The 22,304-nt window shown below is 73.5% G+C and carries 11 protein-coding genes; 6 read left to right on the forward strand and 5 right to left on the reverse strand.

Going from position 1 to position 22,304, the window contains the following annotated elements; genetic code table 11:
• Positions 1 to 90: 90 nt before the first annotated feature.
• Entirely contained in the window at positions 91 to 2,724 is a 2,634-nt protein-coding gene (locus BMG523DRAFT_RS06995; protein WP_235462924.1) for a histidine kinase, read from the reverse strand.
• A gap of 607 nt (positions 2,725 to 3,331) precedes the next feature.
• Here BMG523DRAFT_RS06995 and hrpA point away from each other — a divergent pair.
• On the forward strand, positions 3,332 to 7,414 hold the full coding sequence (gene hrpA, locus BMG523DRAFT_RS07000; protein WP_023840337.1) for an ATP-dependent RNA helicase HrpA: 4,083 nt from the start codon (positions 3,332 to 3,334) through the stop codon (positions 7,412 to 7,414).
• Between the two features lie 31 nt (positions 7,415 to 7,445).
• Positions 7,446 to 10,631 (forward strand): tetratricopeptide repeat protein, encoded by a 3,186-nt coding sequence (locus BMG523DRAFT_RS07005; RefSeq protein ID WP_043590703.1) that lies wholly within the window; start codon positions 7,446 to 7,448, stop codon positions 10,629 to 10,631.
• An 18-nt stretch (positions 10,632 to 10,649) separates the two neighbouring features.
• Here BMG523DRAFT_RS07005 and BMG523DRAFT_RS27095 read toward each other — a convergent pair whose 3' ends face one another.
• The 3 genes from BMG523DRAFT_RS27095 to BMG523DRAFT_RS07020 form a co-directional block, all read right to left on the reverse strand.
• Positions 10,650 to 11,165, reverse strand: coding sequence for a hypothetical protein (locus BMG523DRAFT_RS27095; protein ID WP_011437829.1), 516 nt, complete (start codon positions 11,163 to 11,165; stop codon positions 10,650 to 10,652).
• 601 nt (positions 11,166 to 11,766) lie between these two features.
• Positions 11,767 to 13,119, reverse strand: coding sequence for a galactokinase (galK, locus tag BMG523DRAFT_RS07015; RefSeq protein WP_043590707.1), 1,353 nt, complete (start codon positions 13,117 to 13,119; stop codon positions 11,767 to 11,769).
• Between the two features lie 66 nt (positions 13,120 to 13,185).
• On the reverse strand, positions 13,186 to 14,385 hold the full coding sequence (locus tag BMG523DRAFT_RS07020; protein ID WP_235462926.1) for a UDP-glucose--hexose-1-phosphate uridylyltransferase: 1,200 nt from the start codon (positions 14,383 to 14,385) through the stop codon (positions 13,186 to 13,188).
• 252 nt (positions 14,386 to 14,637) lie between these two features.
• Here BMG523DRAFT_RS07020 and soxR point away from each other — a divergent pair, with 252 nt between their 5' ends.
• The 3 genes from soxR (at position 14,638) to BMG523DRAFT_RS07035 (ending at position 17,484) form a co-directional block, all read left to right on the forward strand.
• Complete coding sequence (soxR, locus tag BMG523DRAFT_RS07025; protein WP_035909623.1) at positions 14,638 to 15,129, forward strand: redox-sensitive transcriptional activator SoxR; 492 nt, start codon at positions 14,638 to 14,640, stop codon at positions 15,127 to 15,129.
• Between the two features lie 140 nt (positions 15,130 to 15,269).
• Positions 15,270 to 16,007 (forward strand): NADPH-dependent FMN reductase, encoded by a 738-nt coding sequence (locus tag BMG523DRAFT_RS07030; RefSeq protein ID WP_023840343.1) that lies wholly within the window; start codon positions 15,270 to 15,272, stop codon positions 16,005 to 16,007.
• A gap of 220 nt (positions 16,008 to 16,227) precedes the next feature.
• Entirely contained in the window at positions 16,228 to 17,484 is a 1,257-nt protein-coding gene (locus BMG523DRAFT_RS07035; protein WP_011437834.1) for an ABC transporter substrate-binding protein, read from the forward strand.
• A 24-nt stretch (positions 17,485 to 17,508) separates the two neighbouring features.
• Here BMG523DRAFT_RS07035 and BMG523DRAFT_RS07040 read toward each other — a convergent pair whose 3' ends face one another.
• Positions 17,509 to 21,396, reverse strand: coding sequence for an ATP-binding cassette domain-containing protein (locus tag BMG523DRAFT_RS07040; protein ID WP_043590709.1), 3,888 nt, complete (start codon positions 21,394 to 21,396; stop codon positions 17,509 to 17,511).
• A gap of 402 nt (positions 21,397 to 21,798) precedes the next feature.
• Here BMG523DRAFT_RS07040 and BMG523DRAFT_RS07045 point away from each other — a divergent pair.
• A partial coding sequence (locus BMG523DRAFT_RS07045; protein WP_235462928.1) for a TerD family protein occupies positions 21,799 to 22,304 on the forward strand: 506 nt, incomplete at its 3' end.

The following is a 22,304-nucleotide window of genomic DNA, read 5'->3' on the forward strand; positions in this document are numbered from 1 at the left end:
GCCGGCCTAACTACTCGGCCAGCCCACCGGCCCGCCGTTCTGCTGGCCTGCCGTCCTACTGCTCCGCCATCCCGCCGTTCCGCCGGCCTACTACTCCGCCAGCCCACCGATCGACTCGACCCGCCCGGTCGGGTCCGTGACCGCGCTCGCCGCCGGCCAGGTCAGCTCCAGGCTGAGACACCGATCGTCCAGCTCCACCGCGACCTCGATCCCGCCCGCGTCCTCTCCCCCGCGGCCGAGCTGCGGGGGCGGCAGGCCCTGCGGCCAGGGCAGCGAGACGAAAACACTGCCGCCGGCCGGCGTCCACAGGACCGTCACAATCGCCCGGCCGCCGGGGACGGCGGCGAGCACCTCCCGCACCTGATCGGCCACCATGGCCCGCACAGGAGCTGGCGCGAGCCGCAGATCGCCGGACAGCTGGATCTGGACGGTCATTCCCGCGGCCTCGGCGTCGGCGACGACCACGTCGAGGTCCGCCAGCGCCGACGACGGACCACCCCCGGTGATCATGCGACGGACAGCGGCCGCCCGCATCGCGCACCTGCTCCGAACGGCGGCTTCCCGCGGGTCCAACCAACCGCCCGCGACCCCGTCGAGTAACGGCAGCACCTCCCACCCCACGGTGCGCAACCACTGCGCCCGCTCCCACCTGATCATGGTGGACGCATCCACCTGGGCGGCGACCTCAGCCTCGGCGGCCAAGGCGCGGGCGGTCGTCTCCGCGGTGCCGCGCAGCAGGGGACCCAGCATCGCGGTCACGATCTGCACCCCGCACGCACCGTAGATCAGTACCCCCAGCCGCGCCAGCACCAGCGATTCGGTGCTACCGCGCAGGAACACCGCAACGATCATCATGGCAATCGCGACCAGCAGCGCACCCACCCATTCCCAGAGTGGCCGGGAGGCGGTGATGAACGCTAGGAGCAGGGGAAGCACGAGCAACGGCCAGTCCGCAATCCGGACGATGTCCGCGCCGACGGTGTTCGCTATGCCGGCGACGGCGACGGCGACGGCCAGGAACAGCAGCACGGCCGCCTCGGGACCGCTGATCGGCCGACTCCGTCCGCGCCGGACGAAGACGACGGTGAGCACGGCCACCAGCAGCCACAGCGCTCCCGCTCCGGCCATCGTCCGCACCCACCCACCCGTGCCGACCAACGGCACGAGCATGATGATCAGCCACAGCCCGGCGATCTGCCCGAGCGCCCGGCGCAGCCCGGCGGCATAGGCGTCGCGTAGCTCGGCGGCGATCGCGGCGACGTCCCGACGATCGGCGACCCGCCCGCCGGCCCTTCCACCGACCCGCCCGCCGGCCCTTCCGGCCCTTCCGGCCCTTCCGGCTCCGTGATCATCCCGATCGCCACGATCATCGCGATCATCGCTTGGATGTGGTCGCGTCACGTGCCCCGTCGTCGCGTCCGGGGCGCGCCACTGCAGTTCAACAACGGTGCCCTGCCCCGGGCGCGCGTCGATGCGGGCGGTCCCGGCAACATCCACCAGCCGTCCGACGATGGACTCGCGCAGCCCGAGCCGGGCGGAGTCGACCCGCCGCGGGTCGAAGCCGCACCCGGCGTCGGACACCGTCACGATGAGCAGGCCCGGGCCACCGCCGAGGAGCAGCGAGGCACGCCGGGTGCCGGCGTGCCGTTCCACGTTGACCAGCGCCTCGCCGACCGCTCCGACGAAGGCCTCCACGACCACCGCCGGGGGCTCACCGGGAGGTTCCCCCGCGATGGCTGGGAGACGCTGGTCGTCGAGGCTGACCTGCAGCCCCCGTCGAGTGGCGTCGCGGACGACCTCGGCCAGCCGCTCGCCGATCGGCGGACCGACCTCGTCGTCCCGGTCGAGCAGGCCGCGCACGGCGGTGAGGCTCTGCGCACATCGACGCCGGGTGAGTTCCACGTCCCGTCCCCCGCCCCAGGCGATGCCGGTCAGGGTGTTCAGCACCGTGTCGTGGATGACTCGCTCCCGTTCCCGGCGGTCGCGGGCGACGGCGAGGACGACCGCCTCGCTGCGGTGCCGGGCCGCGACGTTCGCCCAGCGCTGGTCGGCCGTGCGGGCGATCCGGCGCAGTCGACCGATCGCCAGCCCGAGTAGACCGGGAATGATCAGCAGCATGGCGGTCTGAGAGAAGACCTGGGGATTGTGGCCCCAGCCGCCTACGAGAGTGGCGCCGCACAGCGTCAGGAGCAGGACCGACGCGACGGCCGTCGGAAATGTCCAGACCGTCACGATCCCGGCGTTGATGGCGGTCAGGAAGACGAAGTTCCCGCTGTCCCCCACCGAAGCGGGCGGCAACCAGGACGAGGCCGTCAGGGCGAGGACCGCCGACATCGCGACCGTGACGGTGGTCATCGATCGACGGATCCCGCGTCGCAGGCCGACGACGCAGAAGACGAGACCGCCGATGGCCGTCAGCCCCGCGACGGCCATCGCCGCCGGCCTGTGGTCGTACCAGCGCCAGACCGCGACGTAGCACACCGTCAGCAGAACCGCGACCGCCCGCAGGGTGACGAGGACGCGCCCCATGACCTGTTCCAGCGCCTGGTAAGCCCGGCCCAGCTCGACGGAGGCTCGGCCCAGCTCGAGCGCGCCCTCCCCGAAGGCGGTCACCGTGCCCGCGGAGGCGGAGGCGGAGGCGACCGTGGGCACGGTGGCCGGCGCCACGGACGGGACCGCCTCGCGCACCCCGGACGAGGCCGCCTCCCGCCCGTCGGCGGTCACGCCCTGCCCGGCCCGAGGAGGTCGCCCGGACCAGGGTGGGGGCCGACTTCGCACCTCATCATCATGAGGGCTCAGCCCCCTCAACATCGAGGTTCCTGTCGACGACAAGGTTGCGACGGCACAGAGGTTGCGACGGCACAGAGGTTGCGACGGCACAGAGGTTGCGACGGCATAAAGGCCGCGACGGCGTCGAGCGGCGGCCCCCCGCCGACCGGGTGGGCTGTTGGCAGGCTACCGGCCGCACCTCGCCTTGGTCGGCAAAGGACCGCCTCGCCTCTCATCCGTCGAACCTCTCATCCGTCGAAGAGGTAACGGGATGGCCCGACCTCCAGTTCAGGGGAGCAAGACACGGTCCAGGGACCGCAGACCGTGCTCAGGTCCCCAAAATTCGCCGGCCGAAGAGTCGTCGCCGCCGCCCGACGGGCCGGAGGAACGCAACGCCGCCGGGACAGCTGTGCCCTAGGCTTAACGACGTGTGGAAAGGCAGCTCTTGAATCCTCCCGCCACGCCGCCGCCCACGCCGCCGCAGCAGCCGTCACCACCGGCAGGCCCAGTGCCACCGGCAGGCCCAGTGCCACCGGCAGGCCCAGTGCCACCGGCAGGCCCAGTGCCACCGGCGGAGCTGTCCGCGCGGCTGACCGGGTTGTCTCCTCGCGACGCCCATCGGCTGGGCCGACGGCTCGCCGAGAGCCGGCGCACCCGCGAGCCCGCCGCGCGCCAGCGGGCCCTACAGGCCATCGCCGCCGAGGTGGACCGGGCATCGCTACGGCTGGAGCGGCGCCGGGCCAGCGTTCCGACGCTCGACTACCCCGACATCCTTCCGGTCACCCAGCGCAAGGACGAGATTCTCGCCGCGATCCGGGATCATCAGGTGGTCGTCGTCGCCGGGGAGACCGGGTCCGGCAAGACCACCCAGCTACCGAAGATCTGCCTGGAGCTCGGCCGCGGGGTCCGGGCGATGATCGGGCACACCCAGCCGCGCCGAATCGCCGCGCGTACCGTCGCCGACCGCATCGCGGAGGAACTGCGCACCCCGGCTCCCCAGATGGGCGGCGTCGTCGGCTACCAGACCCGGTTCACCGACCAGGTGCACGAGAACACGCTGGTCAAGCTCATGACGGACGGCATCCTGCTGGCCGAGATCTCCTCCGATCGCCAGCTGCGCCGCTACGACACGCTCATCATCGACGAGGCGCACGAGCGCAGCCTCAACATCGACTTTATCCTCGGCTACCTGCGGTCGCTGCTCCCCCGCCGGCCGGATCTCAAGATTGTCATCACCTCCGCGACGATCGAGACGGCCCGGTTCTCCGCCCACTTCGCGGGTGCCCCGGTCATCGAGGTGTCCGGGCGCACCTATCCGGTCGAGGTCCGCTACCGCCCGCTCGTCCCGGCGGCCAGCGGCCCAGCCGGCGGCCCAGCCGGCGGACCAGCCAGCGGCCCGGCCGACGCGCGGAGGACCGGCAGGGAGAACGGCGAGGCCGAGCGCGACCAGACCCAGGCCATCAGCGAGGCGGTCGACGAGCTGTGCGCGGAGGGCCCGGGCGACATCCTGGTGTTCCTCAGCGGCGAACGGGAGATCCGCGACACCGCCGAGGCACTCACCCGCGAGCAGCGGCCGAACACCGAGATCGTGCCGCTCTACGCCCGCCTGTCCGCCGGCGAGCAGCACCGGGTGTTCCAGCCGCACACCGGACGGCGGGTGGTCCTGGCCACCAACGTCGCCGAGACCTCGCTGACCGTGCCGGGGATCCATTATGTGATCGACCCGGGCACCGCCCGGATCTCCCGCTACAGCCACCGCACCAAGGTGCAGCGGCTGCCCATCGAACCGATCTCGCAGGCCTCCGCCAACCAGCGCAAGGGGCGCTGCGGGCGGACCGCCGACGGCATCTGCATCCGCCTCTACAGCGAGGAGGACTTCGCCGGCCGGCCGGAGTTCACCGATCCGGAGATCCTGCGGACGAACCTGGCCTCGGTCATCCTGCGGATGGCCGACCTTGGCCTCGGCGAGATGGCCACGTTCGGGTTCCTCGATCCGCCCGACCCCCGCCAGATCAGCGACGGCGAACTGCTCCTCGCCGAGTTGGGGGCGTTCGACGCCACCGCGTCCGATCCCCGTCACCGGATCACTCCCCTCGGCCGGCGGCTGGCGCAGATCCCGGTGGATCCCCGGCTGGCCCGCATGGTGCTCGCCGCCGACGAGCAGGGCTGCCTGCGCGAGGTGCTCGTCATCGCCGCCGCGCTCGCGATCCAGGATCCCCGGGAGCGCCCGGTCGAGCACCAGCAGGCGGCCGACGCCCGCCACGCCCGGTTCGCGGACCCGACCTCGGACTTCCTGGCGTACCTGAACCTGTGGAACTACCTGCGCGACGCCCGCGGCGAGCTGTCGGCCAACCAGTTCCGGCGGATGTGCCGCACGGAGTTCCTCAACTACCTGCGCATCCGGGAATGGCAGGACGTGCACGGCCAGCTCGCCGCGGTGGTCCGCGGCCTGGGGCTCACCCCCCGGGACGACAGCTCCGGCGCGGCCGATCCACGAACCGTGCACCGGGCCCTGCTGACCGGGCTGCTGTCGCACATCGGTCGTTACGACCCGGAGCGCCGGGAGTACGCCGGCGCCCGCGGCGGCCGCTTCGCGCTCTGGCCGGGCTCCGTCCTGGCCCGGCGGTCGAACCGTGCCGAGCGCACCGGGCCGACAGCCACGTCGGCGAACCCGGGGGACCCGGCGGGCGAGGACGCGCCGAAGCGGCCGTCCGGACCACCCGCCTGGGTGATGGCCGCCGAGCTGGTGGAGACCTCCCGGCTGTGGGGCCGCACCGCCGCGCGGATCGACCCGGACTGGATCGAGCCGCTCGCCGCCCACCTGGTGCATCGCACGTACAGCGAACCGCGCTGGTCGCGCCGGCAGGGCGCGGTGCTCGCCGACGAGAAGGTGACTCTGTACGGGGTGACGATCGTCGCCTCCCGGCCGGTCCAGTACAGCCGGATCGACCCGGTCCTGTGCCGGGAGCTGTTTCTCCGGCACGCACTGGTCGAGGGTGACTGGCAGACCCGCCACACTTTCTTCCACGCCAACCGGGAGCTGCTCGCCGACGTCGAGGAGCTGGAGCACCGGGCCCGGCGGCGCGACATCGTCGTCGACGACGAGACGCTGTTCCATTTCTACGACGAGCGCGTCCCCGCGGACATCGTGTCCGCCCGGCACTTCGACGCCTGGTGGCGCAAGGCGCGCCGGACGACCCCGGACCTGCTCGACTTCCCGCGCTCGATGCTCGTCACCGCGGACGCCACGGGAATCACCGAGGCCGACTACCCCGACGTCTGGCAGGCGGGCGACCTCGCGCTGCCGCTGAGCTACCAGTTCGAACCGGGCTCGGCGGCCGACGGGGTCACCGTGCACATCCCGCTGGCCGTGCTGAACCAGGTCGGCGCCGAGGGCTTTGAATGGCAGGTGCCGGGGCTGCGCGAGGAGCTCGTCACCGCCCTCATCCGGGCGCTGCCGAAGGCGGTGCGGCGCAGCTTCGTCCCGGCGCCGAACTACGCCAAGGCGGTCCTGGCGAACATCACGCCACGCCAGGCGCCCCTGCTCACCGCGGTGGAACACGAGCTGCGCCGGATGGGCGGGCCGGAGATCCCGCGCGATTCCTGGTCGCTGGCGGGTGTGCCGGATCACCTGCGGTTCACCTTCCGGGTGGAGGACGCCGGCGGGCGGGTACTGGCCGAGGGCAAGGACCTCGACGCCATCAAGGAGCGGCTGCGCCCGAGGACCCGGGAGGCCGTCGCTGCCGCGGCGGACGGCCTCGAGCGGGCCGGCCTGCGGGCGTGGGGGGACCTCGGCACCCTGCCGAAGGTCGTCGAGCTGCGCCGCGGCGGCAACGTGGCGGGCGGCCACGTGGTGAAGGCGTTCCCGGCGCTGGTCGACGAGGGCGGTTCGGTCGCGGTGCGAGCCGCCGACACCGAGGCCGAACAGCGCCAGCTGATGTGGGCCGGCACCCGGCGCCTGGTGCTGCTGGGCGTCCCCTCCCCGGTGCGCGGCCTCAACGCCCGGCTGTCGAACGCCGCGAAGCTGGCCCTGAGCCACAACCCGCACCGCGACGCCGCCGACCTGCTGGACGACTGTGTGCGGGCCGCCGCCGACCGGTTGATCGCCGCGGCCGGCGGGCCCGCCTGGGACGAAGCGGGCTTCACCGCGCTGCTCGCCGCGGTACGCGCGGGACTGCCCGAGGCCGCCTTCGAGGTGGTCCGCGAGGTTCAGCAGGTGCTCGGCCTCGCCCACGCGGTCGATCTGGCGCTGCGCGAGCTGCGTGCCCCGGCGGTGGCGGCGTCGGTGGCCGACGCGCGTGACCAGCTCATCTCGTTGATCTACCGGGGATTCGTCACCGACACCGGGGCCGACCGGCTGGCGGACCTCGTCCGCTACCTGACCGCGCTGGAACGGCGACTGGAGCGGCTGCCCCGCGATCCCGGGCGGGACAGGCTCAACACCGCGACCGTCGGGCGCGTCCAGGACGCCTATCGGGAGCTGCTCGCCACCGTCCCCGCCGGCCGGGAGCCGGCGCCCGAGATCCGGCGCCTCCGCTGGATGATCGAGGAGCTGCGGGTGAGCCTGTTCGCGCAGAGCCTGCGCACCCCGTACCCGGTTTCCGAGGAACGCGTCTACCGGGCGATCGACGCCATCCTCGGTTAATCCGTTTCGGTGACTATGCCATGCTGGGACGGTGACCGGCGGGGGCGATGGGCACGGCGCTCCCGACTGTTTCGTGTCGTACGCGGACGACGGGCGGGCCTGGGCCGAATGGATCGCCGGGACGTTGGAGGATGCCGGCTACCAGGTCCTGCTTGAGTCCTGGGCGCCGGCGGGGACGCATCGGGTGGGGTGGCTGGACCGGGCGGTGAGCCAGGCCCGGCACACGATCGCGGTGGTCTCCGACGGCTACCTGCGCTCCTCGCCCGCGGTCGCCGAATGGGCGGCGGCGTGGTCGGCCGACCCGACCGGAGGCGAACGCCGGCTGCTGGTGACCAGGGTGGCGGACCGGCCGCTGCCCGGTCTGCTAGGCCAACTCGTCCCGGTCGACCTGTTCGACCGCAGCGAGATCGCCGTCCGGGCCAGCCTGCTCGCGGCCCTGCGCGGCGACCGGCCACAACCGGAACAGCCGCCGGGCTTCCCGGGCCGGCGGGGGATCTTCCCGCCGGAGCTGCCGGCGGTGTGGAACGTGCCGGATCAGCCGGCCCGGTTCGTCGGCCGGACGGCCGCGCTCGCCCGGCTCGACGAGGCGCTGTCCCGCTCGCCGCTGGTCACCGTGACGGGAATCGCGGGGATCGGGAAGACCAGCCTGGTCACCGAGTACGTCCGCCAGCACCGGGCGGATCTCGACGCCGTGTGGTGGGTGCCGGCGGAACGCCCCGAGCTGATCGGCGAGCGGGTGCGCGAGCTCGCCCCGGCGGTGGGCCTGCCCGGCCACGCGGAACCGGCCGCCGTGATCGCGAACCTCGGCCGGGCCGACGGCCGCTGGCTGATCGTCCTCGACGACGCCGCCGACGCCGACACGCTGCCGGACTGGCTGCGGCCCACCGAACCCGGCCGGCTGCTACTGACCTCCCGCAACCCCGGCTGGGACCATCTCGGCCCGGTCGTGCCGGTCGGACCGATGGACCGGGCCGAGTCCGTCACCCTGCTCGCCGGCCGGCTGCCCGCCGTCGAACGGACGGTCGCCGACCGGATCGCCGAGCGGCTCGGGGACCACCCGCTCGCCCTCGACCAGGCCGCCCACCGCATCAGCACCGGCCGCACCCCCGCCGAGACCTACCTTCAGGTGTTAATCGACCGGCCGGAGGTCCTCCTGGCGCAGGGGGAGGTGAGCGGGCGGCCCGGGGCCACCGCCGCCACCCTCTGGGACGAGCCGATCCGCCGGCTCGACGCCGAGGCACCGGCCGCCGGCCACCTGCTGCGGATCGTCGCGCACGGCGACAACGAACCGATCCCGATCCGGCTGTTCACCGCCGAGCCGGACGTGATCCCCGATTCCGGGCTGCGGGCGGCGGCCGGCGACCCGCTCGCCCTCGCCGACACCGTCGGCGTCCTGGAGCGGTACGGCCTGGCCCACCGCGACGCGGACACCGTGACGATGCACCGGCTGGTGCGGGCCGCCGTGCACACCCACACCGGCCCCGACCAGGCCGACGAGATCGTCGCGACCATGGCCCGGATGCTGCGCGCGTCGCTGCCCGACGCCGTCACGGCCAACCCGGAAGCCTGGCCCGCCTGGCGGGAGCTGCTCCCGCACACGCTCGCCGTGCTCGACGCCACCGCCACCGACTCCACCGACGCCGACTCCACCGACGCCGACGGTCCGGAGGCCGACGGTCCGGAGGCCGACGGTCCGGAGGCCGACGGTCCGGAGGCCGCCTGGCTGGCGGAACGCTCGGCGGCCTACCTGCTCGGGCAGGGCCGAGCCGATCAGGCCCTCCCCCTCGCGGCCCGCGCCCTGGCCGCCCGCGAGCGGCTCGACGGCCCGGTGCACGTCGACACCCTGGCCTGCCGGGAGACCCTCGCGCGGGTCGCCCTCGGCGCCGGACGGATCGACGCCGCCGGCCGCCTGGCCGAACACACCGTCGCCGACCGCGAACGCATCCTCGGCCCCGAGCACCCCGACACCCTGGTCAGCCGGGACACCCTAGCCCAGCTATTCCAGAAGGTCGGCCAGACCGACCGCGCGGTCGAGATGTTCCAGCGCACCCTCGCCACCCGGGAACGCATCCTCGGCCCCGAGCACCCCGACACCCTGGAAGGCCGGCACAGCCTCGGCCGCGCCTACGACGCCGCCGGCCGCGACGACGAGGCGGCCCGGCTGCTGCGGGACACCCTCGCCGACCAGCGGCGGATCCTCGGCCCGGAGCACCCCGCCACCCTCGACACCCGCCACAGCCTCGCCGTCGCCTACCGCCGGATCGGCGCGGTGGGCGACGCCGTGCCGCTGTTCGAGCAGACCCTCGCCGCTCGCGAACGGGTCCTCGGCCCCGAGCATCCCGCCGCCCTCGGCACCCGCCACCAGCTCGCCGTCACCCATCACCAGGCCGGACGGCTCGACGACGCCACGCGCGAGTTCGGCCGCGCGCTGACCGGCCGCGAGCGCACCCTCGGCCCCGACCACCCCGACACCCTCGAAACGGTCGACGGACTCGCCCGCGCCCACCTGTACGCCGGACGGCTCGACGACGCCGCACGCGAGTTCGGCCGCGCGCTGACCGGCCGGGAACGCGCCCTCGGCCCCGACCACCCCGAGACCACCGAGACCCGCGAGAGCCTCGCCACCGCCCACCTCAGGCTGGGCCGGCCCGGCGAGGCCGTCCCCCATCTCGAACGCGCCCTCGACCGCCACGAGCACGTCCTCGGCCGCGCGCACCCTTACACTGTCGAGGCCCGGAACGCCCTCGCGACGACCTACCGGCGCACCGGGCAGCTTGAGGCGGCCGTGCCGCTGCTCGAACGGCTGCTCGCCGACCGGAGCCGGGCGCACGGCGTCGGCGACGCGCGCACCCTGCGCACCGCCGACGGGCTCGCCGAGGTCTACCGGACCACCGGCCGGCTTCCGCAGGCCGTCGGCCTGAACGAACGTGTCCTCGCCGTCCGCGAGCGGCTCCTCGGCCCCGGCCACCCCGACACCCGCGCCACCCGGGGCGCCCTCGCCGACACCTACCGCCAGGCCGGCCGGCCCGCCGACGCCGTCCCCCTCTACCGCGCCGCGCTCACCGACGCGCTGCGCGAGCACGGCCCGTTCCATCCGGACAGCACCCGGGCCCGCCGCACCCTCGCCGACACTGTCGGCGAGACCCGCCACGATCAGCCGCCGCCCCTCGAACGGCCGATCCCGGTGGAGCCGAGATTCCGCCACCGCGACCCCTGACTGGCGCCGGCACGCCGGTCACCGCGGGTCGGCCGGCCCGGCCGGCTCGTCGGGGTCACCGGGGTCGACGGGCGGAAATCGATCAAGCAGCTCCAGCTTGCGGAGCAGCGCCTCGTCCGCCGCCCCCCGCGCCGGCCGCCCGCCCTCCGCCACCGCCCGCTCGCGGTCCTCCGCCCGGCGCCGTGCCGCCTCCCGGGCGGACTCCGCATCCATCCGGTCCAGCAGCTCCTGCCTATACCGCTCGAACCACTTCCGGTTCTCCCGCCGCTCCTGTTCGGCGGCAAGCTCATTCGTCAGCTCCTGGCCATGCCGCGCCCTCCACACCCTGCTGAACGAGCCGTCCCAGTCGACCGGACGGAAGTCGAACCTGCCCGCAAACGTCGCCCCAGCCTCATCCGCCCCCGCGTCGGCGTCCGGCCCCGGCTCGGCATCGGGCGCCGGCTGCCCGGACGGTTCCCGACCGGCTGGCGACCGCGCCCCCGGTTCACGCTCGGCCGCGGGCTCACCTGACGGATCGGCGGTTTCCTCGGACATCACAGTCTTCTCCCGTCCCTGAGGCTCACCGTCATGATCCCACCATCACCGGCCCGCCGTGCCCCCCACCACGGTCCCTCCAGGGATGATCAGCGACATCTTGATGTGCCGGACCGGCCGCGGTGGTACCGGTGTTGCGATCCCTCCAGGGATGATCAGCGACCCGACCCCGAAAGTAAAGTCGCAGGTTGAAGGCATGATCGGCGGTGGATCGTGGGCCGATTCTGCAGCGATCCGGCGGTAGTGCAACGGCCCAGGTCAGAGCCATGATCGACAGCCATGAGCATCGAGCTCCGGCTGCCCATTGCGACGCCGAGCCACTCCGTCTCGACAAAATCCGGGATGCGGCAGACGTGGACGCTGTCAACGGCCTGAGGATCGGGTGGGACTTGGGGATCGGACGGGACTTGGGGATCGGACGGGACGAGTGGCCCGCGGGACATGAGAAGGGCCGCACGAGTGCGCCCAGGTGTGACGCGGGCCTGGGCCGTGCGGCCTGCTGTTCCCATCCCGCCCTGACCATGATCTTCCGTGCGCCCCTCGCCGATCTGGCCGCGGAGCTCGCCCCCACCATGGGCCGCCGACTTCCGCCCCCCGGTCGCTACCCGAGGTCCAGGACGGACGTGCCGGCGACCGCCGAGCAGACGTGCAGCACGGCCCGCCGGTCGGTGAGCGCGGTATACGCCGGCTCGAACGCGTCGGTGAAGGCGGTCAGCCGGGACCGGTCGACGAGGGCCACCGCACAGCCCGCGAAACCACCGCCGGTCATCCGGGCGCCGAAGCACCCCGGAGCCGCCGAAGCCGCCTGGACCGCCGCATCGAGTTCCGGACCCGACACCTCGAAGTCCTCCCGGATCCCGCGATGCCCCGCCAGCAACAGCCGCCCGGCCGTTGGGGCGTCGCCCGCGCGCAGTGCCGCGGCGACGGCGTCGACCCGGGCGTTCTCGGCGACGACGAACCGGGCCCGGCGCAGCGCGGCCGGATCCAGCGCGACCGGATCCAGCGCGACCGGATCCGGCCCGGTCCCGCCGGCCGCTCCGCCCGGCCGGGTTGTCCCATCCGACCGGGCGGACCTGCCGAGCCGGGCCACCGCCTCGTCCATCGACCGGGGCGTGAGGTCCCGCAGCGCGGCGACGCCCAGCGCCCGCGCCGCCCGCTCACACTCCGCCCGTCGGGTGGCGTACTCGCTGGTCACCACCTGTCGGCGCGAGCCGGTGTCGATGACCACCACGGCCAGCCCGCCCGGCAGCGGCACCGGCTCGGTCGTCAGCGTGCGGCAGTCGATCCGCAGCGCGTGGCCGGCCACGCCCGCGGCGCAGGCGAGCTGGTCGAGCAGGCCCGTCGCCGCCCCCACCCAGAGGTTCTCCGCCCGCTGGGCGAGCAGCGCGAGCTCCGTCGGCGATGGCGTCAACCCGGCGAGATGCGCACCGGCCAGGGCGACGGCCAGCTCCAGCGCGGCCGAGGAGGACAGTCCCGCGCCGACGGGGATGTCGCTGGCCAGCGTGCCACGCCAGGGCACCAAGCCCCCTCCGGCGGGGAAGCCCGACCCGGCGGCGGCACGGGAGCCCCCCGATCCGGCGGCGGCGCGGGAGGCCGACTCGGCGGCCAGCATCACCGCGACGCCTTCGACATACCGGACCCATCCGGGTGCCCGGGCGGACACCGGCGTGTCGAGGCCCGGCGGCGGCAGCGGGATCACGGCGGGCACCGCGTCCTGCTCGGACACCAGCCGGAGCTCGGGTGCCTCGTTACGGCGCAGGGCGATGCACAGCTCCCGGTCGATGGCCACCGGAAGACAGAAGCCGTCGTTGTAGTCGGTGTGCTCGCCGATGAGGTTCACCCGGGCGGGCGCGCGGACGAGGTGGGTGGGCCGCTCTCCGTAGGTCTCGACGAACGCGCGCACCGCACGCTCGGTGGCCGGATGCTCGGTGGCCGGATACTCGGCGGCTCTCATGACGCCAGTGTCGGGGAGTCGCGGGCCCTGCGGCACGCGGAATGACCACGGCCGCGCGGGCTCGGCTCAGGTCCGGTTCGCGGCGACGGGAGCCATGACGGCGCGCAGCCGGTCCGCGGCTGCCTCCGGGGTGAGGTCGCGCTGCACGTCGGCGAGCATCTCGTAGCCGACCTGATGCTTGCGAATGGTCGGGGAGCGCAGCAACGGCGGATAGAAGTGGGCGTGCAGCTGCCAGAACGCCGCGGGTGGATCGCCGGGTCCCCAACCAGGATCAAGGTCCGGCCCCAGCCCCGACTCCGGCTCCGGCTCCGACCCCAGCTCCGGCCCCGGCCGGGGTCCGGGCGCGGGATGCGGCCCGGGAGCCCCGTGCCAGCCCATCGAGAACGGGAAAGGATGGTCGAACAGGGCGTCGTAGCCGGTGAGGAGGCGGCCGAGCAGGCGGGACAGCCCGTCCCGCTGGTCGTCGGAGAGCGCGGCGAGGCGGTCGACCGGATGCCGGGGCAGGAGCAGGGTCTCGAACGGCCACAGCGCCCAGAACGGCACGACGACGAGCCAGTGCTCCTCCGCCAGGATCACCCGCTCCCCCGCCGCCGTCTCGATCTCGGCGTAGTCCATCAGCAGGGAGCTGCCAGACCGGGCGAAGTGCTCCCGCTGCCGCGCGTCCTCGGCGGCTGGCTCGTCGGGCAACGCGTCGCAGGCCCAGATCTGACCGTGGGGGTGCGGGTTCGACGCGCCCATCGCGGTGCCGCGGTTCTCGAAGACCTGCACCCAGCGCCAGGTGCGGGAGAGTTCCTCCTCCTGCGCCGCCCAGGTGTCCACGACCGCCCGGACCTCGGCCGGAGTCATGTCGACGAGCCCGCGATCATGACGAGGGCCGAAGCACACGACCCGGCAGGTCCCCCGGGCCGGTTCGCTGCGCAGCAGGCCCGATCCGGGACCCGCCGGCCACACCGGGGCCGGGTCGGCGGACGGGGCGACAGGCGGGTCGGCGGGCGGGGCGACGAGCAGGGCTGCGGGCCGAACCGGGTCGGGACGCAGCGCCGGGAAGTCGTTGGTGAACACGTAGGTACCGGAGTAGGAGGGGTTACGTTCACCGCCGGCCCGGAGGTTACCCGGGCAGAGGTCGCATAGAGGATCATGGGCGACCGCGGCCGGCACCGGCGGTGGTTCCTGACCGCCGTGCCACGGTCGCCGCGTCCGCCCCGGCGAGACCAGAACCCAACGGCCGGTGAGCGGGTTGAACCGCCGATGCGTGATGTCGTCCATTGCGACGAAGCCTGCCATGGGCGGCGACCGCGGCAAACGCGCTGCCGGGACGGCCCGGGGTGATCCCCGTTACCACGAAGCCGAGGCGTGACGAGGGGCGACGCGGGGCAACGAGGGGCGGCGAAGCATGACGATGCGTGACGGGACATGACGGGACGAGGCGTGACGAGGCGTGACGACCAGCCCGTCGCGGCGCCGCCGGGTTCCGGGAACCTCATGTTGAGTTCAACTTCAACGCCATAGTCTGCGGGCATGCTTCCTACCGATATGATGACTGTGGGTGAGCTCTCGCAGCGAAGTGGCTTCGCCGCGTCGGCGCTGCGCTTCTACGAACAGCAGGGCCTGCTCACCGCCACCCGGACCTCGGGTGGGCAGCGCCGGTACGAGCGCCATGTCCTGCGGCGGCTGGCGTTCATCCGCGCCGCCACCGCGGTCGGGCTCAGTCTCGACGAGGTGCGGGAGACCCTGTCGACGCTGCCCGAGTCGCGCACGCCGACCAAGGCGGACTGGTCCGCGATCTCGCGGCGGTGGCGCGGCCGGCTGGACGACGAGATCGCGGCCCTGGTCGCTCTGCGTGACGGACTCAACTCGTGCATCGGCTGCGGCTGCTTGTCGCTGCGAAGCTGCCGCATCTCGAATCCGCACGACCGGATCGCCGAGCTGGGGCCGGGCGCTCGCGCGCTGCCGGCTGCGCTGCGCCGGACCCACAACCCCCTCGATCGGTGTGGTCAGCCCGTCCGATAGGACATCGGACAGGACATCCGCGATAGGACAGACGCGACGGTACGCGGGTGGCGGTCCATCGCCGGACCGACATGAGCCAGATCCGGGACGCCGGACCGGGATGCCGGACCGGGATGCCGGATCCGGGACGAGGAGGGGTAGTGGGAGACACATTCGGCATGTTCCAACCGGGTGCCAGCAACGGCGAACCGAGGAGCGGGCGCAGCCAGACGGTCGGTACGGATCCCGTCTCCGGGCTGCCCAGCCGGGTCTCGGCGCACCGTTCGCCCGACATGCCGCCGGACGGTCCCGGTCCGGTGCGGGCCCGTCGCCGCCGCCCGTTAATCGTCGGCATCGGTGGCAGCAGCCGGGCGAACTCCACCACCCACCAGGCCCTGGCGACGGTGCTGGCGATGATGGGGCAGGCCGGCGCGGAGACGATGCTGCTCGGTGCGGCGGACCTGGACCTGCCGATGTACGCGCCGGAACGCCAGGAACGTCCCGCCGCCGCGCTGCGCCTCCTCGCCGCCGTCGAACGGGCCGACGGCCTCGTGATCGCGACTCCCGGCTACCACGGCGGGATATCGGGCCAGGTCAAGAACGCCCTGGACTATCTGGAGGACCTGCGCGGCGCGCCCCGGCCCTACCTGGACGGCCGGGCGGTCGCACTGATCGTCGGCGCCCGGGGCACGCAGGCGGCCGGGACGACGCTGACGGCCCTGCGCTCGACGGTGCACGCCCTGCGCGGCTGGCCGACCCCGCTGGGCGTCACCCTGAACACCGCGGTGCCGCTCTTCGACCCGCACGGGCGAGTGCTCGACCGGACCGTCGCGGCCCGCCTGGACACCCTCGCCGACCAGATCATGGGGTTCACCTACGCCTGGTCCCAGGTGCTCTGAGGTGACCTCAGGTGACCTCAGGTGCTCTGAGGTGCTCTGAGGTGCTCTGACGCCGGGACGCGATCCCACGCCGAGGCTCCCGCGGGTCCCAGCCAACCCGGGCGTATCCGTCCTGAGCAGGCAGGTCTACCGTGGCGGGGCCCGGCAGGGGACAGCGGGGCCCGGCAGGGGACCGGAACACGGAACGCGGACGAGGCACGCTCGACGAGGAGGCGGCACGGTGGGACGACGGTACGGGCTCCGGTGGCTCGCCGCGGCGGTTCTGGGCGCCGTGCTGGCGGGAACGCTCGCCGCGTGCGGTGGCGACTCGGACGGCGAAGCCACCGGCACGTCCTCGGCCGGATCAACGGTCAAACTGATGATCATCGCCCCGGTGGGCACGTCCGGAACGAACTACCCGGAGATGGTGGCCGCCGCCCGGGCCGCCGTGCGCGGGGTCAACGCCCGGGGTGGGATCGCCGGCCACCGGGTCGAGCTCGTGCACTGCAACGAGAAGAACGACGCCGCCGTGGCCAGGAAGTGCGCCCAGCAGGCGGTGGATCAGCACGTGCTCGCGGTCGTCGGCGAGGTCAGCGGCTCGGGTGGGATCATGCCCATCCTGGAGAACGCGGGGATCCCGTCCATCGGTTCGGCCGGGATCTCGGCCGACGGATCCGAGCTCAGCTCTCCGATCAGCTACGTCATCAGCCCGCTGGCGCTCTACCCCGCGGTCTGCCCGTCGTTGCTCGCCAAGGCGGGAGCCACCCGCCTCGGGCTGGTCGGCTACGACCTCAGCGCCAGCGACCGGCTCATCATCATGGCCGAGGGCGGCGCGAAGGCGGTGAACCGTCCGATCAATCCGAAGATCCGTATTCCGATCACGACGAGCGACTTCACCCCGGCGATCTCCCAGCTCACCCGGTCCGGTGCCGACGGAGCCGTGCTCGTCGTGTTCGACCAGGCCGCCTACGCGGTGATCTCCCAGGCCGGCCAGCGGGTCCGGACCTGCCACGCGGCCGGAACCCTCTCGCCGAAGTACCTGTCGACGCTCGGTCCGGCCGCGGACAACCTCGTGGTCGCGACCGCGTTCCCCGAGCTGAGCCAGGCCGGCCAGTTCCCCGAGGTGGCCCGGATGATCTCCGAACTGGACGCCGAGCAGGCCGGCGGGGACGCGGACGCGGCCCCCGCGCTACGCACCACGACGACCACCACCGGCGCGTGGCTGTCCGTGCAGATCGCCGAGAAGGTGGGCAACAAGGTGTCCGGCCCGCTCACCGCCCGCACCCTGCTCGACCAGCTCAACCGGACCACCGACCTGGACCTGGGCGGCATCGTCCCGCGGCTGAACCTCACGGCGACGACGCCGATCCCCGGGGCGGAACGGATCTTCAACACCACGCTGCGGGGAGCCCGCTGGGACAGCGCGTCGAAGAGCTTCGTGCCACTCGGCCCGGAGACCTACTCCGGCCTGGACATCCTGCGCCGGGCCGCCTCCTGACTCTGAGGCACGCGCTGACCCGGGTCAGGCACGCGGGCCGCTGAGGGCGCCATTGCCGGATGGGGCGCCATTGCCGGAGTCCGCCGGCCGTCCGGGTGACAGATAGGCGCCGAGCAGGGTCTCCCGGTCGGCACGGGCCTGGGCGGCGGTGCCCGACCAGGCGAGGGCCCCATGCCGCAGGACGTGCACCCGATCGGCGATCGACAGGGCGCTGCGGACGTGCTGCTCGACGAGGATCACGGCGAGCCCATCGTCCGCGGCGGCGCGCACCGCCGCCAGCAGACGGTCCACGACGCGCGGCGCGAGGCCCAGCGAGAGCTCGTCGGCGAGCAGAACCGTGGGCCGGCGCGCCAAGGCGCGCGCGAGGGTCACCATCTGCTGCTGCCCCCCGGAGAGCAGCCCCGCCCGCCGATCGAGGTGCTCGGCAAGCTCGGGGAAGACCGCGAGGGCGAGGTCCGGGTCGCATCGACCGACCCGGAGATTCTCCCGGACGGTGAGGTCCATGATGACCGAGCGTTCCTCGGGAACCAGGCTCAGGCCACGTCGGCACCGTTCGTGCAGCGCGGCGGTCGTCACGGCCCCGGCGAGCAGGACCTCGCCTCCCGCCGACGGGATCGCGCCGGCCAGCGCCAGCAGTGTCGTCGTCTTGCCGGCGCCGTTCGGGCCGAGCAGGGTCACGACCTCGCCGGCGTGAACCTCCAGGTTGAGGTCGCGGACCACCGGGCCGTTGCCGTAGCCGGCGGACAGGCCCCGCGCCGCCAGCACCGCGGGGCCGGCCGCGAACCGGGCCGGGTCCGTCCTGTCGGCGACGCGGTCCCCGGTCCCGCCCGCGGACGGGCCGGCCGGCCGGGTCCAGGAGACGGCCCGCCGGGTCCAGGAGACGGCCGGCCGAGTCCAGGAGACGGCCGGCCGGGCCGGGACCGCCGCCTCCCCCAGGCAGGCGACCCGCACCCGGGGGTCGTCGCGCACCCGCTCCGGCGTCCCCTCGGCGATGCGCTCCCCGGCGTCCAGCACGACCACCCGGTCGCAGACCCCCATGACCACGTCCATGTCGTGTTCGTTGAGCAGGATGCCCAGTCCCCAGTCGTCGGCGAGCCGACGCAGCAGGCCCGCGACCTCCGCGCTCTCCGATTCGTCCAGCCCGGCGCACGGCTCGTCGAGCAGCAGCACGGCGGGGCGCGCCGCGACGGCCCGGGCGATGGCCAGCAGCCGACGACGACCGTAGGGAAGCTCCGCCACGGTGCGCAGGAGATCGTCGCGCAGCCCGAAGGCGTCGACCGCGGCGACCGCGGCCGGCTCAAGCGGACGTCCCCGGGGGAACAGCAGGTCGGTGAGATAGGCGCGGGTGTCCCGGCGGTCGCTGGCCGCCTGGATGTTCTCGATGACCGTCAGATCGTCGAACAGCTCCAGGTTCTGGAACGACCGGCTGATGCCGGCGCGGGCCCGCCGGTGCGCCGGCAGACGGTCCAGCCGGACGCCGCCCAACGTCATCGACGTGACCGACGTGACCGAGGACGGGGTGTAACCGGTGATCGCGTCGATGACCGTCGTCTTGCCCGCGCCGTTCGGGCCGATCATCCCGACGATCTGACCGGGTTCCACCCGCAGGTCGACCGAGCGCACCGCGGTGACCGCGCCGAACCGGACCGTCAGACCCCAGACCGACAGGACGGCGGGCACGGCGGGCAGCGCGGCGGGCGGCGCGCCGAGCAGGCGGGCCAGGCGGGCGGCATCGCGGCGACGGCGGCGGGCGGCCGCCGCCGGGACCCGGTCGTGGAGCAGCCTGGCGGTGCGGGCGTTCTCCGGCGCCATGCCCCCACCCGACCGGGACAGCACGACGACGAGGACGATCCCGCCGATCAGCGGCACGTAGCGGTCGAGCTCGGCCAGCCAGTCCCGCACCCAGCCGCCGAAGACCGCTGCGACCAGGGCGGCGACGGCGGCGACGGCCCAGGGGGCGTACCGGGCGGCGGCGCCGAGCCGGCGGCGCGGGCGCGGCGCGCTGACGAGCGAGGCACCGGCGGCGAGGCCGAGCAGCCCGGCGAGGGCCGCCACGACGACCCGCAGCAGCACGCCGAGCCGGGCGAGCAGGTCGCCGACCCAGCCGCCGAGCCGGGTCGCGAGCGCCCCGGCGGCCATCGTCGCCCCGGCGAACGCCCCGCTGACCCAGCCGACCCCGCCGAGCACCGCGTAGGCGATGAGCATGATCGACGAGAACGGCGCGAAGGCGCCACCGCCATAGTCGATGTTCCCGCGCTCCCCGTAGACGTAGAACGCATAGAGCACCCCGCCGAATCCGGCGATGGCCGCCGACAGCGCGAAGGCGTAGAGCTTCGCGCCGACCACGCTGATGCCGAGCGCGGCGGCGGCCCGCTCGTTGGTCCGCACCGCGATCAGTCGCCGGCCCGCGCGCCCGCGCCGCAGGTTGGCGACGGCCAGCGCGACGAGGACGAAGGCGAGGACGGAGACGGTCGCGAACCCGCGGGGGTTGGCAACCTTGTCCAACTCGATGCCGAGGAATGTCTGACGGCCGACGACCGTGCCCTCCGGGGAGGCCAGATCGCCGAACAGCGAACCGATGGAGCCCGCGCTCCTCGGTGCCGGGGAGTGGTAGCCGCGCTGGAACAGCAGAGCGTCGACGGCGGTGCCCAGGCCCAGGGTCACCACCGCGAGCTGCAGGCCCCGGGTCCGCAGCGCCGGCAGGGCGAACAACAGTCCGACCGCGGCCGTGCCGGCGACCCCGACGAGCATGGCCGCCTCCAACGGCCAGCCGCGGGTCGCGACGAGCCGTCCGGCGATCAACGCCGCGATGCCGGAAAAGGCGAGCTGCGCCAGGGACAACTGCCCGGTGAACCCGACGAGCACGACGACGGACAGGATGACCAGCGCCCACAGGGCGTTCGCGTCGATCGCGTCGACCCAGTCAACCGGCAGCAGCCACCAGGTCGCCGCCAGGGTGGCCGCCACGGTGACCGCGAGGGCGCGCGGATGCACCCGGCCGCTACCGAGGGCAGGCTGACGTTCGGCGAGGTGGCCGCGTTCGGGTATTCCCTGCCCGCGGATCGCGAGGTAGAAGACGATGACCGCCAGCGGCACAGCCCGGTCGACCCCGCGCCACCAGGGGTGCTCGGCGACCAGCTGGAACTGGGTCTCCACCTCGACGACCCCGAGGGCGAGCCCGCCCGCCAGCACCATCGGGAAGGAGCGAAACCGCGCGACCAGCGCGACCGCCAGCGCCGGGACGATGAGCAGGAGCAGGTTCGCCGAGGACAACGGGTTCTGCAGCGGCGCGAGCAGGACCCCGCCGAGACCGGCCAGCGCGCTGCCGGCGCCCCAGGCAGCGGCGGCGACGGTGTCCGCCGACCAGCCGAAGGTCGCGGCGGCCCTGAGGTTCTCCGCCGCCACCGTCGCGGCGAGGCCCACCGTGGTGAACCGGAACACCGCCCAGAGCCCCGCGACCAGCACGGCGACCACAGCCAGCCGGACGAACACGGACACGCCGACGGGCTCGTCGAACAGCGTTATCCTGCCGGTCGGCAGCACCGTCGGGGAGGTACGCACGGCACCGGCGAACATCAGCGTCAGCAACGACTGCAAGATGATCAGCAGGCCGAGCGTCGCCATCAGCCGCAGCAGCGAGGTCGCCTCGCGCAGTGGCCGCATCACCAGCAGGTGGAACACGACCCCGATGACGGTCGTCGACAGCACGGCCAGCGGCGCCGCGAGGCCGAGCGGCAGCCCCCACCCGGCGTGCAGCCCATGGAAGGCATAGGCCGCCCAGGCCAGCAGCGCGCCCTGGGCCAGGTTGAGCACGCCGGCCCCGCGGGCGATGACCACCACACCCGAGGCCACGAGGGCGTAGAGCGCGCCCGTGCCCAGACTGAGCAGGGCGTAGCCCATGACGTCATTCAACGGCGGTCCACCCTGCTCCGGGCACCGCGGAACGGTGCCTCGATCATCCCTCAGCGGCCCCCCACCAATGGTCGCCGGCTCTCCTCGATCGCGATGAGCGGCGTGAGCCCACCGGAAAATCCGCAGGCCAGACCATTGATCATATGATCACGGCAACCGAGGTGACGGTACGACCGGACAGACCGACAAGGCAATCAAACCAGCCACAACAGCCACCGAACCCCACGAGAGCCACCGAATAGCATAAGAGCCACAGAACCTCGCGAAAGCTACCTAACCCCACGGATTGGTCGGGGGTGACGGAACGTGGGCACACCGCGAAACGTCCGGGATGGCACCATCGGACGAACGCTCGATGGCGGACGACCACGGCTACAGGGGTGGAAACGGATGAGGGACCTGGTGCCTGGCGCGAACGGGCCGTTGCCTGCCGGCCCCGTCTCGGTCCGGCTCGCCGGTCCCTTCGACGTCTGTGCGCTCGTCACCGGCGCGAACGGCAAGGTCGCCGCGGACAGCGACTTCGTGTTCTACAACCAGCCCAGGGCGCCGGGCGTGGCACTCTCGGGCGGCGCGGTGACCGTCGATCCGGGCCGGCTGCGCCTGGGCGCCGAACGTGTCGTGATCGCCGCCAGCCCCGAGGACGGTACGACGCCCTTCGGACGGCTGCCAGCTCTCGCCGTCACCATCCATAATGATCATGATGACCTCATCGCCCGCTTCGCACCACCGCCGTTGTCCCGCGAGACCGTGGTCACGCTGGTGGAGATCTACCGGCGCGGCCCCGCGTGGAAGATCCGGGCGGTGGGGCAGGGCTACGCGGACGGCCTCGCCGGTCTCGCCCGGGACTTCGGAGTCGACATCGACGACGGCGACCAGGGCCACCAGGGCCACCAGGGCCACCAGGGCCA

The organism is Frankia sp. BMG5.23 (assembly GCF_000685765.2).
In the GTDB taxonomy this organism is placed as follows: domain Bacteria; phylum Actinomycetota; class Actinomycetes; order Frankiales; family Frankiaceae; genus Frankia; species Frankia casuarinae.